Source organism: uncultured Parabacteroides sp., assembly GCF_947855115.1.
Taxonomy (GTDB): Bacteria; Bacteroidota; Bacteroidia; order Bacteroidales; family Tannerellaceae; genus Parabacteroides.
The window spans coordinates 67,069-86,455 of record NZ_CANTZW010000016.1 but is presented as its reverse complement, the minus strand read 5'-3'; the positions used below and the strand labels follow the sequence as shown (position 1 = coordinate 86,455).

Here is a 19,387-nt window from a genome sequence, read left to right as displayed (position 1 = left end):
GTAGCTATAGTTATCGTCGTATTTATGATATTGATATACTTTTGCGGTGTCGATAAGTACGAAAGTTGTTTTTACATTAGGAGAAGACAATGGAACAAGAGGCTGAATCAATACGTAGACCTATCGTGGTAGGAATTGGAGAATTATTATGGGATATGCTTCCATCCGGGAAAAAGGTAGGAGGTGCCCCGATTAATTTCGTCTATCATGCGTCTTGTTTAGGAGCCAAGGGATATGCGATCAGCGCTGTTGGAGATGATGAGTTGGGTAAAGAGATCATAGAGGAATTAGATAAGAATCATATTCAGTATTTGATAGAGAAAGTTCCTTATCCGACAGGTACCGTACAGGTGGAGTTACAAGAGGGTATCCCTACTTATACGATTAAAGAACGGGTAGCTTGGGATCATATATCACCTACGTCTGATGCCATTGATTTGGCAGAGAAAGCAGACGCTATTTGTTTCGGAACATTAGCTCAGCGTTCCCGTCAGTCTAGGGAGACGATACAAGCGATCTCTTCTTTTGCGCCGAAAGATGCTTATCGTCTGCTGGATATCAATCTTCGCCAGCGGTATTACGATAAGGAGTTGATTGAAGAGTCTTTGTATTTGGCGAATGTATTGAAGGCGAACGATAGGGAGTTTAACGTGCTTCGAGATCTATTCGGTTTGAACGGTACTGAGAAGGAGATGGCTTTATGGTTTATTGAGAAATACGATCTCAGAATGCTGGTTCTGACCGCCGGGAGTTCTTACAGTACGATTTATACAAGAGAGGAGATCTCTATTTTACCGACACCGGAGGTCGTGCTAGTAGATACGGTCGGGGCGGGAGATGCTTTCTCTGGAGCTCTTATCATTTCTCTCTTGAGAGGAAAGTCCTTGAGTGAGGCTCATCAATTTGCGGTAAAGACAGCGGCTTTTGTTTGTTCGAAAGAAGGAGCGTGGCCGACTTATGAAAAGTAAATTCGTTTATATCATATGTGTTTAGATGTTTTGAGTTCATAACAAATTCTACTAGGTATTAGTATTTGAGGTAAAAAGGTTATTAGGATATAAGTAAGAAAAGGCAAAAAGAGAAAGATGGTTTTTGTTTTAGGTTAAGTTAGATTAGATTGGTGAAAGTGGCTCGACTGTTGAAGTCGGGCTATTTTTATGTCTTTACGGTTCCTTCAAAAAGAAACAGTCTCGTTAGCCTGTAAGAAGAATCTTACAGGCTAACGAGACTATTCGTTTTATTTTTTTGGTAGATTATATTTAGTATGCTCTTTCCAATAACCAAGCATCTTGGAAATTAGGGGCGTATTTGGCCTTGATAGCGTCGCGGCTATCGGCTGCGTCCGCTTTGTTGTCGAAGCTAGCGACAATCACGCGCAACATGCCTTGTTCGTTCTCGCCTAACACAGCGTTATAACCATCATTTTGCATGCGTTCTTTTAATGCGTGAGCGTTTGTCTTGTTCTTGAAACTGCCGACAACGACACTGTAACGTTTCAGACGGCTGGCGTCTTCGCCTTGGGCGGCATTAATCTTTTCTGTACGAGTGGTAACCGTAGAGGTTCTGGGTTTTGAGATAGGAGCGACCTCGACGACTTCCTCCTCTTGTTCTACAACCTCAACAGGAGCCGTCGACTCTTTTTCTTTGGCCTGTTCGTAAGCAGCTTTGTACGCGCTCTGTTTAGGTTTGCATGAGCCGAGTGCTAATACCATACATACAGCGGCTCCAAATAACCAAATCTTATTCATACTATTCAGTTCTTATAATTAATACGCAAAGATATAAATTATATTTAGTACTTTCGCACTCAATTTATAATATATTATAATGGCATGAATAAATCTATCGGGACAATGATTATGGCAACGTCACTATTATTAGGTGCTTGCAATCTGGACACGGACGTAAACGTGAAGGTGAAGATGACCAATAATAAAAATGTTATCGGGAGGTCGGACATCAAGATCGAAGACGGTCGTATGACTCCAGAGGCTCTATGGGCTATGGGACGTATCGGCGGTATGAACGTATCTCCGGATGAGAAAAAAGTGGTGTATACGGTGGCATATTATAGCGTACCGGAAAACAAGAGTAACCGTGAGATCTTCGTGATGAACGCTGACGGATCGGATAATAAGCAAATCACGAAAACTAGATTTGCGGAAAATGGGGCTGTATGGATCAAGGGAGGGACAAAGATCGCCTTCCTTAGTAATGAGAGCGGTAGCAGCCAGCTTTGGGAAATGAATCCGGATGGAACAGATCGTAAGCAACTTTCCGATTATGATAAGGATATTGAGGGATTCGCTTTCTCCCCTGATGAAAAAAAGGTTTTATTTATCTCGCAAGTGAAGACCGTGGAAAGTACCGCTGATAAATATCCTGATCTGGATAAAGCGACGGGTATTATCATCACGGATTTGATGTATAAGCATTGGGACGAGTGGGTGACAACTGCCCCGCATCCTTTTATCGCTGATTTTGATGGTAAATCGATCAGTGATCCTATCGATATAATGGAAGGTGAGTTGTTTGAGAGTCCGATGAAGCCATTTGGCGGTATTGAGCAATTAGCTTGGAATACCACTTCTGACAAGGTGGCATATACTAGTCGTAAAAAGATTGGTAAGGAGTATGCTATCTCTACGAATTCGGATATTTATGTGTATGATTTAAATACGAGGCAAACGACGAATATGACGGAAGAAAATAAGGGATATGATACGAATCCCATGTATTCTCCGGATGGAAAGAGTATCGCTTGGCTGAGTATGGAACGTGACGGTTATGAGGCGGACCAGAACCGTTTGATGGTAATGAATTTGGAGACAGGAGAGAAAACATTTGTTAGCAAGGATTTTGATTCTAACGTGGATTCTTATTGCTGGAGCGCTGATTGTAAGCGTATTTATTTTACGGGTGTCTGGCATGGTGAGTCTCAAGTTTATCAGATAGATCTGACTGACGGTAATAAGATTACTCCATTGACTGAGGGTATGTACGATTATGCCTCTGTCGCTCTTCTGGGTGATAAACTGATCGCCCAACGTCACTCCATGAGTATGGGAGACGAGATTTATTCGATAGATTTGGCGGGGGATCGTAAGGTAACCCAACTGACGTTCGAGAACAAGCATATTTACGATCAGCTTACGATGGGTAAAGTAGAGGAACGTTGGATGAAGACAACGGATGGCAAACAGATGTTGACATGGGTTATCTATCCACCTCAGTTCGATCCGAATAAGAAGTATCCGACCTTGTTATTCTGTGAGGGAGGTCCGCAAAGCCCTGTTAGTCAGTTCTGGTCTTACCGTTGGAACTTCCAGATCATGGCTGCTAACGATTATATTATCGTGGCTCCTAACCGGAGGGGGCTTCCCGGATTTGGCATGGAATGGAATGAGGCTGTCAGTGGCGATTATGGCGGGCAATGTATGAAAGATTATTTTACCGCTATTGATGAGGTTGCCAAAGAACCATATGTGGATAAAGATCGCTTAGGATGTGTAGGCGCAAGTTTCGGAGGATTCTCCGTATACTGGTTGGCCGGTCATCATGATAAACGTTTCAAGGCTTTCATCGCTCATGATGGTATTTTTAATATGGAAATGCAGTACTTGGAAACGGAAGAGATGTGGTTCGCTAATTGGGATATGGGTGGAGCGTACTGGGAGAAGCAAAACGCTACGGCTCAGCGTACTTTCGCAAACTCTCCGCATAGGTTCGTGGATAAATGGGATACGCCTATTCTTTGTATCCATGGAGAGAAAGATTATCGGATCTTGGCAAATCAAGGTATGGCGGCATTTAACGCTGCGGTTCTTCGGGGGGTACCGGCTGAGTTGCTGATTTATCCGGATGAAAATCATTGGGTATTGAAACCCCAGAATGGCGTTCTATGGCAACGTACATTCTTCGAGTGGTTGGATATGTGGTTGAAGAAATAATTTTAAAGGCCGTTCCTAAAGTATATAGCTTTAATGGACGGCCTTCTTTTCTCAACGTAATAACAAACTAAGCGATTGTAATATCCTTATTCAAATAAACGTCTTGAATAGAATGAAGTAATTCCACGCCATCTTTCATTGGACGTTGGAATGCTTTTCTTCCGCTAATCAGCCCCATGCCACCCGCACGTTTGTTTATGACAGCGGTAACAATGGCGTCTTTAAGATCCGAAGCTCCGTGAGATTCTCCACCAGAGTTGATAAGTCCGACACGTCCCATATAGTTGTTCGCTACTTGGTAACGACAAAGATCGATCGGATGTTCTGTCGTTAACTCTGTATACATCTTTTGGTTGATCTTACCGAAATTTATAGCGGTAAAGCCTCCGTTGTTTTCTGGTAGCTTTTGCTTGATGATATCGGCCTTGATCGTAACACCAAGGTGATTAGCCTGTCCGGTTAAATCGGCTGCGGCAGAATAATCAATACCATCCTTTTTGAAAGAGCTGTTTCGTAAATAACACCACAATACGGTTGCCATACCCAGTTCATGGGCGTATTCGAATGCGTCGGCAATCTCAATTAACTGATGCCGGCTTTGTTCTGATCCGAAATAGATCGTGGCTCCGACAGCGACAGCGCCCATATTCCATGCTTCCTTTACCGTTCCGAATAATATTTGATTGTATGAATTCGGATAAGTTAAAAGTTCGTTATGATTTAATTTCACTAGAAATGGAATTTTATGGGCATATTTTCGTGCTACTGATCCCAATATCCCGAACGTAGAAGCAATGGCGTTACACCCTCCTTCGATCGCTAATTTTACAATATTCTCCGGATCGAAATAAATCGGGTTTGGGGCGAAAGATGCTCCTGCGGTATGTTCGATATCTTGATCTACGGGGAGGATGGAAACGTATCCGGTGTTTGCGAGTCTTCCGTGCCCTAATAAAGTTTGTAGACTGTTGAGAGTTTGTATGTTTCTGTCAGAATTAATCCATACGTCGTCTATGCAAGTTGGTGATGGGAGATGAATCACTGATTTATCTATAGTCTTGCATACGTGATTTAAATAATAATCACTTTTGTCACCTAATAAACTAATAATCTTTGATGTATCCATAGAAATAAATATTTTAGTTAGTAAACAGTCGCTGCCAAAAATAAGTTCCATAGTTTTTATCGATTAACACATAGAATTAATCTATTGATGAAATATGGCAGTATTCGGATAGTTTAGTTAATTTTGCATCATACAACCAATAAAAAATTTGCGATATATGAAAAAGAAATGGATTTGCACAGTATGTGGCTATGTGCACGAAGGTGATGAGGCTCCTGATTTCTGTCCTCAATGTAAACAACCAAAAAGTAAATTTAAAGAATTAGTAGAAACAGAAGGTGCTTTGAAGTTTGTTGACGAGCATGTGTTAGGTGTTGCTAAAGGTGTAGACCCTGTTATTCTGGAGGGGTTGAACGCTCATTTCATGGGAGAATGTACCGAAGTTGGTATGTACTTGGCCATGAGCCGTCAAGCAGATCGAGAAGGATATCCGGAAGTAGCGGAAGCGTTCAAACGTTATGCTTGGGAAGAGGCTGAGCACGCTGCTAAGTTTGCTGAACTTCTTGGTGATGTCGTTTGGGATACAAAGACTAACTTGAAAAAACGTATGGAAGCTGAGGCTGGTGCGTGTGAAGATAAGAAGCGTATCGCTACATTGGCTAAACAGCAGAACTTGGATGCGATCCATGATACCGTGCATGAGATGTGTAAAGACGAGGCTCGTCACGGCAAAGGATTTGAAGGCTTATATAATCGTTATTTCAAGTAATATAAAGGTATTAGCTGTATGTTTTAAAAAGGGTATTCTTTATAGAATACCCTTTTTTGTGTTTGATAAAATAATTTTAGTCTTCCAAGAGAACAACAGAACTATATTTTACATACCTTTGCACACGTCAACCACAAGGAAAGATGCCGGAGTGGTCGAACGGGCCGCACTCGAAATGCGGTGAACGGGTAACCGTTCCCTGGGTTCGAATCCCAGTCTTTCCGCTGAATGTACTGAATAGGAATGATTTTTATGTTCTTTTCCTAAAAGGTATATCTTTGATGGTTCATACTCTTCCTGCCCGATCAATACGATATCCATAAGTATTGAAAATTGCTGTAAGCCTTCTCAAGATAACAGTTTCTGATGTTGGAGCCAGGTCTTTTCTCATATAATAGATGATTGTCATTGATGTTGAAACATAGAATTATCACTAGGCCACTATGTCAGTTGTGAGTAGTCAGTACAGAGAAGGGATACGAATTAGAAAAGAAAACTTTTAATTTATCTAAACTCTTTAGTTAATGTTGTGATAGATCAATGTGGGTAGTGGAATTCTGAAAGATTCAAATACTATTGTTTCTATGTAAGAGATAGTAATAAAAGAATATATCCTGATAATCAGATGTATAATTCAGACAGAGATATTTTTTTACTCGGTTTACTCGTTTTTTTACTCTGAAATGTGTTTGATGGAAAATGAAAATGATATTCATGTCATTCTGCATGCCTATTATAGTATTATTGGGAAATACAGGAATAATATAAATAATTATTTAATAATCAGTAGTATATAAAACTAAATACGTAAAATTAGAATTAAAAACATTTCTTTCTCTTTTCTAATTTACCTAAAATGATTACATTTGCAATGTATTTCTATGGTCTCTTACATAGAAGCGGTAGTAATACAGGGTTACGGTTTTCCGCTCACTGTCGTCAGGAGCGGTCCGCATTCCGGATTTCTTCGTAGAAAACAACCGGATTAATCTTGATTGCTGAGCTTCTACATTTGAAAAAATAAGGAAGTGCAGGAATGGAAACTTTATCCTTTTTATCAACTCAGATATAATAATAATTCATTGACCATAGCAACATACAACACTGAATATTGGTTTGCGCTAAAGGTTTTTTATAACAAGGTTTTTGAAATCGAGGAGTCACTAAAGAAAGACAAAATCGAGTCTTATATTCCCTGTGAGGAAACTATGGTGGTTCGTAACGGGGTTAAGAAAATTATACGTAAGCCGGTTATTAATTCGCTCATGTTCTTCCGTTCCACCACTAAACGTGCCATGGAGATACAGCAACAATTTGCAAACAAAGTGATTCTATATACAAAGTGTAGAGAATCGAGAAAAATCCCTCTTTCTATTCCTGAGCAAGAAATGAATGTCTTTATGCTAGTGACTTCGTCCGGAGAGAGAGGAATAGAGTATTTAGGAGAGGACAATCCCAAGTTTTATCGGGGAGAACGGGTGAAAGTAATTGACGGAAAATTCAAGGGAGCGGAAGGGCATATTTGCCGGATTAAGAAAAACAACCGCTTGATTGTAGTTATCAGTGGCGTATGTGCCGTGGCTACCTCGTATATACCGCAGGAGTTCTTGGAAAAACAGCCTTGACTGCGATACAAAAAAACAGAAAATACCATCTATGGATCTATTCTATTTTGTAGAAGTAGTGTTAGTTTTCATTCTGGGATGGAGTATGAGTGCGGTGGTCTTACCTAGGATTTCATTGTTCGCTTTCCGTCGTAGGCTCTTCGATCAAATAAATTCTCGAAAAATACATACAGACCCCATCCCACGTTTGGGGGGTATCGCATTTTTCCCTTGTATATTGGTGGTTATGTCACTTGTTCTTGTGTATAATAACTTATACGGTGGAAAAAACATGCTTGATATAGATCTCACTATCTGTCTGCTTTCTTTGTTTGTTTGCCTATTTGCTCTATACTTAATGGGAATGATGGATGACCTTGTCGGGGTGTGTTATCATTCCAAGTTTATTATCCAAATATTGTGTGGTATCTTATTGGTAGCTTCCGGATTCTGTTTTGACAGTTTTTACGGATTATTCGGTGTTTATGAGCTTCCCTTTTGGATAGGTATACCATTTACTGTGTTCATCATCATGTTTATTCTGAATGCCATCAATTTGATAGACGGTATTGATGGGTTAGCTTCTGGTTTGAGTATCATCGCATTTCTTGTTTTCGGATATATGTTTGCTCGGATTGGCTGGTGGGTCTATGCTCTTTTGGCATTTGCTATCCTAGGTGTGCTGATACCTTTTTTCTATTATAATGTATTTGGTAAAGTCCGTAATGGCAGGAAAATATTTATGGGTGATACCGGTTCGCTCACCATTGGTTTATTACTGGTTGTGATGGTTATCCGCTTAAGTATGATGGATATCACTAAAGATACCATTTTTCCGAATGCTATCGTTATCGTGTTCTCGTTCTTGATGGTACCTGTTCTTGATGCGGTACGTGTGGTTATCCATCGTTTGCGTGAGGGGAAAAACCTATTCGTATCCGATAAGAACCATATCCACCATAAACTCATGGCATTGGGATTACGGCAACATCAGGCGCTGGTCTGTATTATGGGTATTGCCATAGTTTTTATTATAGTTAATGTGTTATCTATCCATTGTGTTTCCATCACTACCTTATTTTTAACAGATATCGTTATATGGACAGTAATGCACATATGGATTACCATGAAGATAAATAATAGACCAGATAAAAAACAATCAAGATAAATAAAAATATTGAGAATATGAAAAATGTATTTGTGGGGCTGCTGCTTGCGGTTTCACTTCTGGCCTCCTGCGACACTTCCAAAAAGATAGTTTATATGCAAGATGTGGTGGTGAATGAACCGGAAACGATTACAGGTGTGAAAGATATCACTGTACAATCTAAAGATCAGATTTCCATTATAGTATCCAGTAAAGATCCACAACTGGCGGCATTATTCAATCTGACCAAGGTACAGTATCGGGCTGGTTATAGTGATTTGCGGGGAAACTATAATGGAGAAATATCCGGTTATACCTTGGATGATAACGGAAACATAGACTTTCCTGTTATAGGTATACTACACATTGCTGGTATGACTAAGAGCGAGATAGCGAAACTTATCAAAAAAAAGTTGATAGAAGAGAATTTGGTAAACGATCCTGTGGTGACAGTAGAGTTTATGAACCTTTACTTCTCCGTGTTGGGTGAAGTGAAAACTCCTGGCAAATATGCCATCTCCAAGGATCGGGTTACGCTACTTGAGGCCATTAGTATGGCAGGTGATTTGACTATCTACGGTAAACGTGATGCCGTTTTTATTGTTCGTGAAGAAGGAGGGCAACGTGTCGTTCATTGGGTAGACCTACGTAACAAAGATTTTTTTAATTCTCCGGTCTATTATCTGAAACAGAATGATGTGGTATATGTACAACCTAATAAAGTACGTGCCGGACAGAGTACTATCAATGAGAATAATGTAAAGTCGGTGGGACTCTGGGTTAGTGTCGCCTCATTCCTTACTTCATTAGGTGTCTTGGTTTTTAAATAATTGATAACCGTAATTACCAAATAGTTATCATTTACGATCATACGATGGAAAAGAAAATAAATAATGGTAAGCCTACCGATGATTTCATCCGTTTACAAAATTTGTGGGGTATGTTTCTACCTAAATGGCATTGGTTTGCTCTTTTCCTATTTTTATGCCTAGCAATAGCGGCGTTGTATCTGTTATCCACTCCTAATATCTATACTCGTACTGCCGCAATTTTGGTGAAAGATGATTCCAAAAGCGGGAGTGGAGGTACAGGATTGAATAGCGAGTTCAGTGATTTGGGAATTTTCAAGAATAATACTAATATCAATAATGAACTGCTAACCCTCACATCGCCTACCCTGATGACCGAGGTGGTGAAACGATTGGGGTTGAATGAGACGTTTATGGTACGTGAAGGCTTGAAGAGACGTGAACTATATAGACAATCTCCTGTTGCTGTGATATTCAAGGGAAAACAAAATGAGGCGATAGGCTTCTCTCTCGAACTGACTTCTAAAAATGAATTTATTCTGTCTAATTTTACTATTAATAATGAGGAAGTTGACGGGGAGGTTAACGGAATACTTGGGGAAGCGATAAATACGCCGATTGGTATTATAACTTTATCGGCTACTCTGAATCGTTCGGATTCTTATGTCGGTACATCTGTACGTTATGAGAAAGGGAGTGTTGATCTTAGCGCTGATGCTTATACCTTTTTGTTGCGTGTGGAATTGGGTAGTGAGGATGCTACGATTATTAATCTTAGCATTGATGATGCCTCTATTCAAAAAGCGGAAGACATATTGAATACGCTGATTGAGGTCTATAATGAGAAATGGATTCAAGACAAGAACCAGATAGCTGTCAGTACTTCCCATTTTATTAGCGATCGTCTTGGCGTGATTGAAAACGAATTAGGTAATGTAGATGAAAATATCTCCAGCTATAAGAGTGAGCATTTACTTCCGGATGTACAGGCCGCTTCCAACCTTTACCTGAGCCAATCGGCTGAAAACAAGAAGGAACTCCTTGCCTTGAATAACCGATTATCTACAGCGCAATATATACGCCGGGAGTTGAACAATAGAAAAATGGATCAACCTTTGCCTGCAAATTCTGAAATCGGTAGTACCAATATTGAAAGCCAGATTGGTGAGTACAATACGATGGTACTGGATCGTAACCGATTAATAGCGAACAGTAGTGAGAAAAATCCGTTGGTAAAAGATTTGACCAGTTCCCTGCAAAGTATGCAACAAACCATTATTCAGTCTGTCGACAATTACATCGTTTCTCTAAATAACCAAATACGTAGTATCCGCCAGCAGGAGGTGACTACTACTCAACAATTGGCTTCTAACCCAAATCAGGCAAAATATCTGCTCAGTGTAGAGCGTCAACAAAAGGTGAAGGAGGAGCTTTATCTCTATCTCCTTCAAAAACGTGAGGAAAATGAACTTTCACAGGCGTTCACGGCATATAATACCCGTGTGATAACCGCACCGCATGGTAGTGTTTTTCCGACAGCTCCCAAGAGGTTGAATATCTTGTTGGTGGCGTTTGTCTTGGGTTTACTGATTCCTGCCATTATTATTTTCGTGAAAGAAAATATGAACACTAAGGTACGTGGTCGTAAGGATCTGGAAAACTTGAGTATTCCGTTTATTGGTGAGATACCTTTGTTTATACGCAATCGTAAGAAAAACGGTTTCCTTTTCCGTAAACCACAAGAGGTAAATTTTATTGTAGTACAAGAAGGTAATCGTAACATTATCAATGAAGCGTTCCGTGTACTTCGTTCTAACTTAGATTTTATGATGGGGAAGGATAGCGGACAAAATGTTTTTGTACTTACCTCATTCAATTCCGGTAGTGGTAAATCATTCCTCGCTATGAATATCGCCATGAGTTTTGCTATTAAAAAGAAACGGGTATTAGTTATTGACGGTGATTTGCGACATGGCTCCACTTCCTCGTATGTGGATTCTCCCAAAATGGGACTGAGTGATTATCTGAGTAACAGTGTTAACAGTTGGGAAGAAATTATCGGAACAGACAAGAAATATGAGAACTTACATATTTTACCTATAGGCACGGTCCCTCCCAATCCTACGGAATTATTGGAAGACAGTAAATTGGAAATTTTAATTCGTGAACTTCGTCCCCATTATGATTATATTTTCATTGATTGTCCGCCTATTGATATCGTAGCTGATACACAGATTATTGAAAAGTTGGCAGACCGCACTATCTTTGTAGTACGCGCCGGGGTACTCGACCGCTCTATGCTAACGGAATTGGAGAACAATTACATTGAGAAACGTTTCAAAAATTTATGTCTGGTACTGAATGGGACGGAATACTCTGGGAACCGCTACATTTACCGCTATGGATATCGGCATGGTTACTACTATACCTCTGATTATTGTGGTAGTGAAAAATAAAAAACGTTTAATTCTGAATCAAAAAGTGTGGCTGTTTTCAAAGACAACATCGTTGGCAGATAGTGACATTCTGAATGGAATGACCGATTATCATTCCCATATCTTACCCGGTGTAGATGATGGAGCGAAGACAATGGAGGAGTCGTTGGAAATTCTTGCCAAAATGGAATGTCTAGGAGTTCGTGATGTATGGCTTACCCCACACATCATGGAAGATATCCCTAATACCACACGAGATTTGGAAGCTAGATTCAAAGATTTAAAAATGGCGTACAAAGGTATAATACATTTGTTTCTTGCCGCTGAATACATGATGGACAATCTATTTGAAGAGCGGTTGACAGAAAATGATTTATTGCCTATCGGAAAAAACTGTAGTTATCTCCTGATTGAGACTTCTTATTTCAATCCTCCTATGAGATTACAGGATATTTTGCTGCGCATCCAAAGAAAAGGGTATTGTCCGTTACTTGCCCATCCCGAACGGTATGCCTATATGAATGAGGAAGACTATCGCTTTTTGCGGGAAGTTGGTGTGAAGTTTCAACTTAGCCTCCTTTCCTTGACCGGTATTTATGGTTCGGAGGTTCGGAAAAAGGCCGAGTGGTTGTTGAAAAGTGGATATTATCATCTTTGCGGAAGCGATATCCATCACTTTGTAGTTTTGGAAAGAGTCATCGCAGAGAAAAAAATATCTAAACACATGTTGGAGGAGTTACGATTCCTTTGTCATGGAACAACTTTCGGATGATGACTAATGCTATGAAATCAAATAATAAACGTATTGCCAAGAATACCGTATTTCTATATGTGCGTATGATTTTGGTAATGTTTGTATCACTGTTTACCTCACGCATTGTTTTACAAACTTTAGGTGTTGAGGATTATGGAATTTATAATGTGGTTGGAGGTGTTGCTAGTATGTTAGTATTTTTGAATAGTACTTTATCTTCCACATGCCAACGTTATTTCTCTTATGAATTAGGGAGAAATAATCATGAAGCCTTAGCTGAATTATTCAAACAAAATATTACTTTGTTTGTGTTTTTTGTTGTATGTGTACTCTTTTTAGCAGAAACGATAGGTGTATGGTTTATTAATTCTTATTTAGAAATTCCAGAGAAAAGAAGAATAGCGATGAACTGGGTTTTTCAGTTTTCTTTATTGACCTTTGTTGTATCGAGTATTACTATTCCTTATAATGCTTTAATCATTTGTCATGAACGTATGTCGGTATTTGCGTTAATATCTTTGATTGAGGTGGGTTTGAAATTATCTGTAGCCTTATTAATCGGATTCGATGGTTTTGATAGATTGATTTTTTATGCCGGTTTGATGTTTTTGAGTTCATTGATTATAGCATTTACCTATTATTTCTATTGTCGCCGTTTTCCAGAAAGTAGGTATTCTTATTGCTTGAAATCCGATCAAGTAAAAAAACTGATCAGCTATTCCGGATGGCATTTCTTAGGATCTCTTTCTGTTGTGATTCGGGAACAAGGAGTTAATATATTGTTAAATATATTTTTCACTCCGGCGGTAAATGCGGCTCGTGCCATTGCCTATCAGGTTTCTAATGCGGTGAATGGCTTAACACGTAATTTCCTTATTGCTGTAAAACCTCAAATATATAAATTATATGGAACAAATGAGTTACAACAAATGCATCTATTAATTGCAAGAAGTTCTAAAATGGGATTTATACTTGTCGCAATTTGTGCATTTCCTGTCATTCTCAATACAGATGTCTTATTATACCTTTGGCTTGGTCAATTACCTGATAATACTGTCTTATTTACACAACTCGTGCTTGTTAATTCAATCATTCAGTCTATTGACGTTCCTTCTATTGCGGCGGCTTTAGCAACAGATAGAATTAAGGTTTTTGAGATTGTTACAGGAGGACTGATGATTTTTAACTTACCTATATCCTATTTGTTTTTAAGATATGGATATAATCCGGAAATCACGATATATGTAAGTATAGTATTATCTTATATAACGATAATTATAAGAGCTTATTTATTGGAAAATTTGATATATTACAAGGCATTAGATTACTTAAGAGGGGTGGTATTACCATTAACATTTGTTGGTATTACAGTTGTTATTCCCGCATGGTTTATTGGAGTGTATATAAATTCATGGTTTTTGCATCTTATTATAACTACGACAATATTTATTTTAACTCTTATTGTTATATCATACCTTGTCCTCTTGAATCCTTATGAACGTAAGATTGTGATTGATTATTCAAGAAAAATGATTAGAAAACTAAACGGTAGATGTATCCTATTTTAATTACGGATAAACATACGTGTTGTGGATGTACGGCATGTGCAAGTATTTGTACCCATAATGCAATTTCAATGGTATCAGACGAATTGGGTTTCATGTTTCCTCTGGTAGATGAGGCAAAATGCGTGGGATGCGGGCTATGCGTAAATGTTTGTTCTTTCAATACAACTTATGATACAAGATTAAATCTGCCTCAACCTGATTCTTATGCGGTACGTCATAAAGATATAGATGAAATACAGGCTTCTCAGTCTGGTGCTGCATTTGTCTTGTTTTCTGATTGGGTGTTGGAAAATGGAGGTGTGGTATATGGAGTAGGTTATGAAGGTCATTTTCATGTAACTCATAAGCGAGCTTTGAATAAAGAGCAACGAGACGAGTTTAGAGGCAGTAAATATGTACAAAGTGATTTGAGAGGCGTATTCAAACAAGTAAGACAAGATTTAAATGAGGGGCGGATGGTATGTTTTTCCGGGACTCCTTGCCAAACGGCGGGTTTATCTTCGTTTGTTGGGCCCCATTTAAGAAACAAACTTTACCTGATAGATATAGTTTGCCATGGTGTACCCAGCCCCAAGATGTGGGAAGATTATATTACTTATCTCGAGGTAAAAGAGAAAAAGAATATTACATCGGTAAACTTTCGTGATAAAAAAATAAAAGGATGGAAATCTCATATTGAATCGTTTGTTTTTAATAATACCCATACTTATGGATGTACGTATACACATATGTTTTATTCCCATATCAATTTAAGACATAGTTGTAGTACTTGCCACTATTGTAACACGAAGCGCCCTTCGGATGTTACTATCGCCGATTTTTGGGATATCGGGAAGATTAGTGAAACATTTGCATCAGATAACAAAGGTTGTTCATTGGTGTTGGTCAATACTCTGAAAGGAGAAGAGTGGTTTAATGCGATAGAAAGAAAAGCCGAGATATTACCTACAAGATTACAAGATAGTCTTCAGGCTCAATTATGTTATCCAAATCCTCAACATTCACAACGTGATGTTTTCGAAAAAGATTACATACGTTTGGGGTTCAAAAAAACTCTTGAAAAATGGGAGTTTATTGGATGGAGAAAGGGTGTAAGAAAATATTGGGGTTATCCATTCAGATTAATAAAAAGGATAATCCGGAAATATATTTAAAACCTTGTATAGTAATCATGAAGATTGGGATTTTGACATTTCATAGAGCGTATAATTACGGTGCTTTCTTACAAACTTTCGCTACGTTAGCTTTTTTGCGTTCTCAAGGATATGATGTGAGTATTGTAGACTATATGCCTGAAGGACACACCGATTTTTATCGTTTTTTTAATTCGTATTGGAAGAATAGTTCTTGGATTGGGAAAACTAAATATGTTATCCGGAAATTGATCGATTACCCATTTATTTTAAATAGGCGAAAAAAATTTCATGAGATGCAAGAAAATTTCTTTGGTATTGAGAGGAGTGTTAGGTACATTACCCCAAAAGACTTGGAAAATGTTAATTACGATTATATAATTTATGGTAGCGATCAAATTTGGTGGAAGTGTAAATTTTTAACCTATAAAGGGTTTGATTTGGTTTATTGGGGAGAATATATTCCAAAGGCAGTCAAGAAAATAGCTTATGCCCCAAGTATGGGAAGTATTGATTTAAATGAGACAGATATATCACAAATCAAGTATTGGCTTACTAATTTTATGGCTGTTTCAGTTCGAGAAAAACAACTTTCGGATACTTTATTTTCCATTTCTGGCAATTATTTTCCGGTAGTACTCGATCCCGTGTTTTTCTTGGATAAATCTCAATGGATGAAACGATGTGATGAGGTTCCTATACGACATGAGAAACCTTACTTGCTTCTCTATAATTTACAAAATTCTTTAGATGCAAGAAGAGTGGCAATTTCTTTAGCGCAAAGAAACAAATGGAAAGTTGTGGAAATAAAGCAAAGTTTCTGTTTTGATTTTTCTCATTATTATGATTATACGTCAGGTCCTATTGAATTTGTTTCTCTTTTTCGTGATGCTAAGTTTATAGTTACAACATCTTTTCATGGAACTGCATTCTCTGTTATTTTCCGTAAACCATTTATTGTTGTTGGCCTGAAATTTGCGGTAGACCGAGTTCTTTCCTTATTGAGTATGTTGAATCTTGATGATCGTTATATAAGTAGTATGGGGGAAGACTTTGATTTGAGGATAGACTATTCAAAAGTAGATCCTTTACTTGAAGCGGCAAAAGAGAGGTCGAAAAACTATATAATAAATTCTTTAAATAATACCCAATCGCAATGATTCCTAAAGTAATTCATTATTGTTGGTTTGGAGGTCATCCTTTACCTTCGTTGGCGGTGAGGTGTATAGAATCGTGGAAAAAGTTCTTACCCGATTATGAGATTAAAGAATGGAACGAAAGTAATTTTGATGTTAGTAGTATACCGTATACTCAGGAAGCCTATGCGGTTAGGAAATATGCGTTTGTAAGTGATTATGTCCGGTTTAAAGTGCTATATGAACAGGGAGGGATTTACTTTGATACAGATGTAGAGGTGATAAAAGCAATAGATGATATAGTGGCTCGTGGACCATTTATGGGGTGTGAGTTCATTGCCAGCAATACAAATGAAATGAAAGTGAATCCCGGTCTCGGCCTTGGAGTAACCCCTGGTCTTGACTTGTATCGGGAACTTCTTGATCTTTATACGACACTCCATTTTAAGAATAATGATGGTACATTTAATTTGAAAACGGTTGTAAAGTACACTACGGAGATATTGTACCTCCATGGGCTAAAAAATATGAACGATATACAAGAGTGTGCTGGGGTTTGGATTTATCCGAAAGAGTATTTTTGCCCTATTGTAATAGGATATAATGAGTTACAGTTAACAGAAAATAGCCGTAGTATTCATCATTATGCCGGCACTTGGCTTTCTTCTTCTAAGCGATTCAAGAGGAAGATAATAAAATACCTGGGACCTAATATCGTTGATTTTTATTTGAATTTACTTAAGAGGCTATGAGTGAGAAAAATTATGCGAAATTGTTATGCTTTTCGACCTGCCTCTCCATTTTTTTCCCTCCTTATCATGTTTTGGCTACAAGAGTTACTATTCTTTTATCAGATATATTTTATGTCTTGCCATTAGTGATCGTCTTCTTCAATATTGAAAGGTGGGAATGGAAAGATATAAAAAATGGAATATGGTTTAGTGTGATATGGGTAATAATTTGGTGTATATCAATTTTATTCAATGGTGATATACCTGTTACCAGTACTGTCCTTTTTGCTATATTTGGTAGTGCCTTTTTAACTGTAAACAATAAAATAAGAGAATTATCATTTTATTATTTCACTAAAATATTTTCAATATTTCTTCTTTTAGGGATTATAGAATTTTTATTTTATTTAAAAGGTTATTTTATTCCACTTGGTATTACGGAACGGAGTATAACAAATGGAAAATATACTTTAGTTCAGGGTTTCTTTAATTTCTTTTCTTTATATAGTAAAGATATGATTCGATTTCAAAGTATGGCTGAAGAGCCAGGCTTGATAGGAACTCTATGTGCATTGATGGTATTTGTAATTGACCGGAAAGTATTTAGAATGGAATTTTATGTGTTTATCGTATCCGGATTTCTTACATTTTCTATGGCCTTCTTTATTTTAATAAGTTTATATTTTATGACTCAATTACGTAATATCCGAACTTTGATTTATATAATTTTAGTTTTTGGCGCTTTGTGTGGAGTATATGATACTTATAAGCATACACATATAGTGAAACATTATATAACTAGACGTTTTGAGAAAGGAAGAAGTGGAGACAATCGTGTGACGAGAGAATTTGATAATTATTTTCGTCAGAAATTTATGTGTTCAAAGAATGTATTTGTTGGTGAAGGTGTAAAAGTAATGTATAGAAAAAGAAGTATTCTTAATAGGACTGGAGGTAATGCTGGAGGAAAAGTAATGTTTCTTCAAATAGGTTTATTCGGGATTTGTTTACTCATGTGGTTTTATACTAAAGCTATATTAAACAACAAAGGATATAATGATATGTCTTTATTTTTTATTCTTGTTTTTTGGATTTCTTTTTACCAGCGGGAATATATTATATATCCATATATGATAATGTTAGCTTTTTCCCCACTATTGTTGGATAAAGAGCTATCGGATGAACAAGAAGATGAAGATATTTGAGATAATACCCCAACTTGGTTCAGGTGGGGGTGAACGGTTTACGGTCGATTTATGCAATGAATTGGTAAGAAGAGGGCATGATGTCACCCTTGTTGTTCTGCACGAACTAAATGATACGACAAGTTTTTATAGAGATGAACTGATTACGGAAGTCAAGGTGATTTCTATGAACAAACGTATGGGATTTGACTGGAGACTATTATTTCGTTTATACGAACTGATAAAAAAGCAATTCCCATATATAGTGCATACTCATCTCCGGGGAATCATGTATAGTGCACTTTCAATTCTAATGAATCGTTCTTCTATGTATTACCATACAGTACATACTACTGCCGATCGAGAGGCTAGCAGTAGTATTGATATATTGGTACGTAGATTCTTTTTTAAACAGGGGTGGGTAACACCGGTTACGATATCGAAAGAATCGCATCGTTCATTTGTGGAGTTTTACAAAATGGATGCCCCATTGATCGTGAATGGACGTAATATTCCCGAAAACATACTAGTCTCGGTTTTCATACGGCAAGAAATAGAAGCATACAAAATGACTTCTAATACAAAAATCCTTATCCAATTGGCACGTATGGAAAAGGTTAAGCGACATACGTTAATGGCTCATGTGGTTAAACGCTTGGTAAATGAAGGATTTGATATCGCTCTTTTGATGATTGGACATAAGAACGAATTGTATGTTGAAGAAATTGACAAACTGAATTGTACCGCTATTTATATACTAGGAGAAAAGCATAACATTTTGGAATATCTTAGTATGGCTGATGCTTATTGCCTTTGTTCAAGTTACGAAGGGATGCCTATCTCTTTGATTGAGGCGTTGGGTACGAGTACAATACCAATATGTACTCCGGTGGGTGGTGTTATAAATACTGTAGAAGACGGTGTAAACGGTTTTCTCTCGTCCGATCTTACGGAGGAATCTTATTATCAAGCCTTAAAACGTTTTTTACTTTTAAATGATGAAAAACTTGTTACGATGAAACGTAAAGTTCGTGAAAGTTATAAACTTTATAGCATGACTGAATGTGGAACGAAATATGAAAAATTGTTTATGAGATAATG

16 protein-coding genes and 1 tRNA gene are annotated in these 19,387 nt (G+C 37.8%); 15 read left to right on the top strand and 2 right to left on the bottom strand.

All coding sequences use genetic code 11. The features are described from left to right. Nucleotides 1-89: 89 nt before the first annotated feature. Nucleotides 90-968 carry a carbohydrate kinase gene (locus Q0110_RS11225; RefSeq protein WP_297906239.1) on the top strand — a complete coding sequence of 293 codons (879 nt, stop codon included), beginning with the start codon at nucleotides 90-92 and terminating at the stop codon, nucleotides 966-968. Between the two features lie 291 nt (nucleotides 969-1,259). Here the strand turns inward: Q0110_RS11225 and Q0110_RS11220 are convergent, their stop codons facing one another. Then, the gene (locus Q0110_RS11220) at nucleotides 1,260-1,748 is read right to left on the bottom strand and encodes an SPOR domain-containing protein (protein WP_297906238.1); all 489 of its coding nucleotides are present in this window, start codon (nucleotides 1,746-1,748) and stop codon (nucleotides 1,260-1,262) included. Nucleotides 1,749-1,832: 84 nt separating this feature from the next. On the opposite strand from Q0110_RS11220, the gene Q0110_RS11215 reads away from it, so the two are divergent. Further along, nucleotides 1,833-3,950: a S9 family peptidase gene (locus Q0110_RS11215; RefSeq protein ID WP_297906237.1), complete on the top strand. Its 2,118-nt coding sequence runs from the start codon at nucleotides 1,833-1,835 to the stop codon at nucleotides 3,948-3,950. A gap of 67 nt (nucleotides 3,951-4,017) precedes the next feature. Here the strand turns inward: Q0110_RS11215 and Q0110_RS11210 are convergent, their stop codons facing one another. Beyond that, on the bottom strand, nucleotides 4,018-5,076 hold the full coding sequence (locus Q0110_RS11210; protein WP_297906236.1) for a class I fructose-bisphosphate aldolase: 1,059 nt from the start codon (nucleotides 5,074-5,076) through the stop codon (nucleotides 4,018-4,020). A 157-nt stretch (nucleotides 5,077-5,233) separates the two neighbouring features. Between Q0110_RS11210 and Q0110_RS11205 the strand changes: the two genes are divergently transcribed. The 13 genes from Q0110_RS11205 (at nucleotide 5,234) to Q0110_RS11145 (ending at nucleotide 19,385) form a co-directional block, all read left to right on the top strand. After that, nucleotides 5,234-5,785 (top strand): NADH peroxidase, encoded by a 552-nt coding sequence (locus tag Q0110_RS11205; RefSeq protein ID WP_297906235.1) that lies wholly within the window; start codon nucleotides 5,234-5,236, stop codon nucleotides 5,783-5,785. Nucleotides 5,786-5,922: 137 nt separating this feature from the next. Then, nucleotides 5,923-6,009 (top strand) — tRNA-Ser (locus Q0110_RS11200). 858 nt (nucleotides 6,010-6,867) lie between these two features. Then, a complete protein-coding gene (locus Q0110_RS11195) occupies nucleotides 6,868-7,410 on the top strand; it encodes a UpxY family transcription antiterminator (RefSeq protein ID WP_297906234.1) in 543 nt (180 codons plus the stop codon). 31 nt (nucleotides 7,411-7,441) lie between these two features. Beyond that, a complete protein-coding gene (locus tag Q0110_RS11190; RefSeq protein ID WP_297906233.1) occupies nucleotides 7,442-8,557 on the top strand; it encodes an MraY family glycosyltransferase in 1,116 nt (371 codons plus the stop codon). A gap of 17 nt (nucleotides 8,558-8,574) precedes the next feature. Beyond that, nucleotides 8,575-9,366 (top strand): polysaccharide biosynthesis/export family protein, encoded by a 792-nt coding sequence (locus Q0110_RS11185; RefSeq protein ID WP_297906232.1) that lies wholly within the window; start codon nucleotides 8,575-8,577, stop codon nucleotides 9,364-9,366. A gap of 44 nt (nucleotides 9,367-9,410) precedes the next feature. Continuing rightward, on the top strand, nucleotides 9,411-11,801 hold the full coding sequence (locus Q0110_RS11180) for a polysaccharide biosynthesis tyrosine autokinase (RefSeq protein ID WP_297906231.1): 2,391 nt from the start codon (nucleotides 9,411-9,413) through the stop codon (nucleotides 11,799-11,801). 25 nt (nucleotides 11,802-11,826) lie between these two features. Beyond that, a complete protein-coding gene (locus Q0110_RS11175; RefSeq protein ID WP_297906254.1) occupies nucleotides 11,827-12,552 on the top strand; it encodes a CpsB/CapC family capsule biosynthesis tyrosine phosphatase in 726 nt (241 codons plus the stop codon). Continuing rightward, nucleotides 12,549-14,102 carry a lipopolysaccharide biosynthesis protein gene (locus Q0110_RS11170; protein WP_297906230.1) on the top strand — a complete coding sequence of 518 codons (1,554 nt, stop codon included), beginning with the start codon at nucleotides 12,549-12,551 and terminating at the stop codon, nucleotides 14,100-14,102. The genes Q0110_RS11175 and Q0110_RS11170 overlap by 4 nt, the downstream gene beginning before the upstream one ends. Then, complete coding sequence (locus Q0110_RS11165) at nucleotides 14,087-15,256, top strand: Coenzyme F420 hydrogenase/dehydrogenase, beta subunit C-terminal domain (RefSeq protein ID WP_366139664.1); 1,170 nt, start codon at nucleotides 14,087-14,089, stop codon at nucleotides 15,254-15,256. Before Q0110_RS11170 ends, Q0110_RS11165 begins: the two co-directional genes overlap by 16 nt. Further along, entirely contained in the window at nucleotides 15,166-16,395 is a 1,230-nt protein-coding gene (locus Q0110_RS11160; RefSeq protein WP_297906228.1) for a polysaccharide pyruvyl transferase family protein, read from the top strand. The genes Q0110_RS11165 and Q0110_RS11160 overlap by 91 nt, the downstream gene beginning before the upstream one ends. Continuing rightward, a complete protein-coding gene (locus tag Q0110_RS11155) occupies nucleotides 16,392-17,123 on the top strand; it encodes a glycosyltransferase (RefSeq protein ID WP_297906227.1) in 732 nt (243 codons plus the stop codon). The genes Q0110_RS11160 and Q0110_RS11155 overlap by 4 nt, the downstream gene beginning before the upstream one ends. Continuing rightward, nucleotides 17,120-18,307 carry a hypothetical protein gene (locus Q0110_RS11150; protein ID WP_297906226.1) on the top strand — a complete coding sequence of 396 codons (1,188 nt, stop codon included), beginning with the start codon at nucleotides 17,120-17,122 and terminating at the stop codon, nucleotides 18,305-18,307. The genes Q0110_RS11155 and Q0110_RS11150 overlap by 4 nt, the downstream gene beginning before the upstream one ends. Further along, entirely contained in the window at nucleotides 18,282-19,385 is a 1,104-nt protein-coding gene (locus Q0110_RS11145) for a glycosyltransferase (protein WP_297906225.1), read from the top strand. The genes Q0110_RS11150 and Q0110_RS11145 overlap by 26 nt, the downstream gene beginning before the upstream one ends. Nucleotides 19,386-19,387 lie beyond the last annotated feature (2 nt).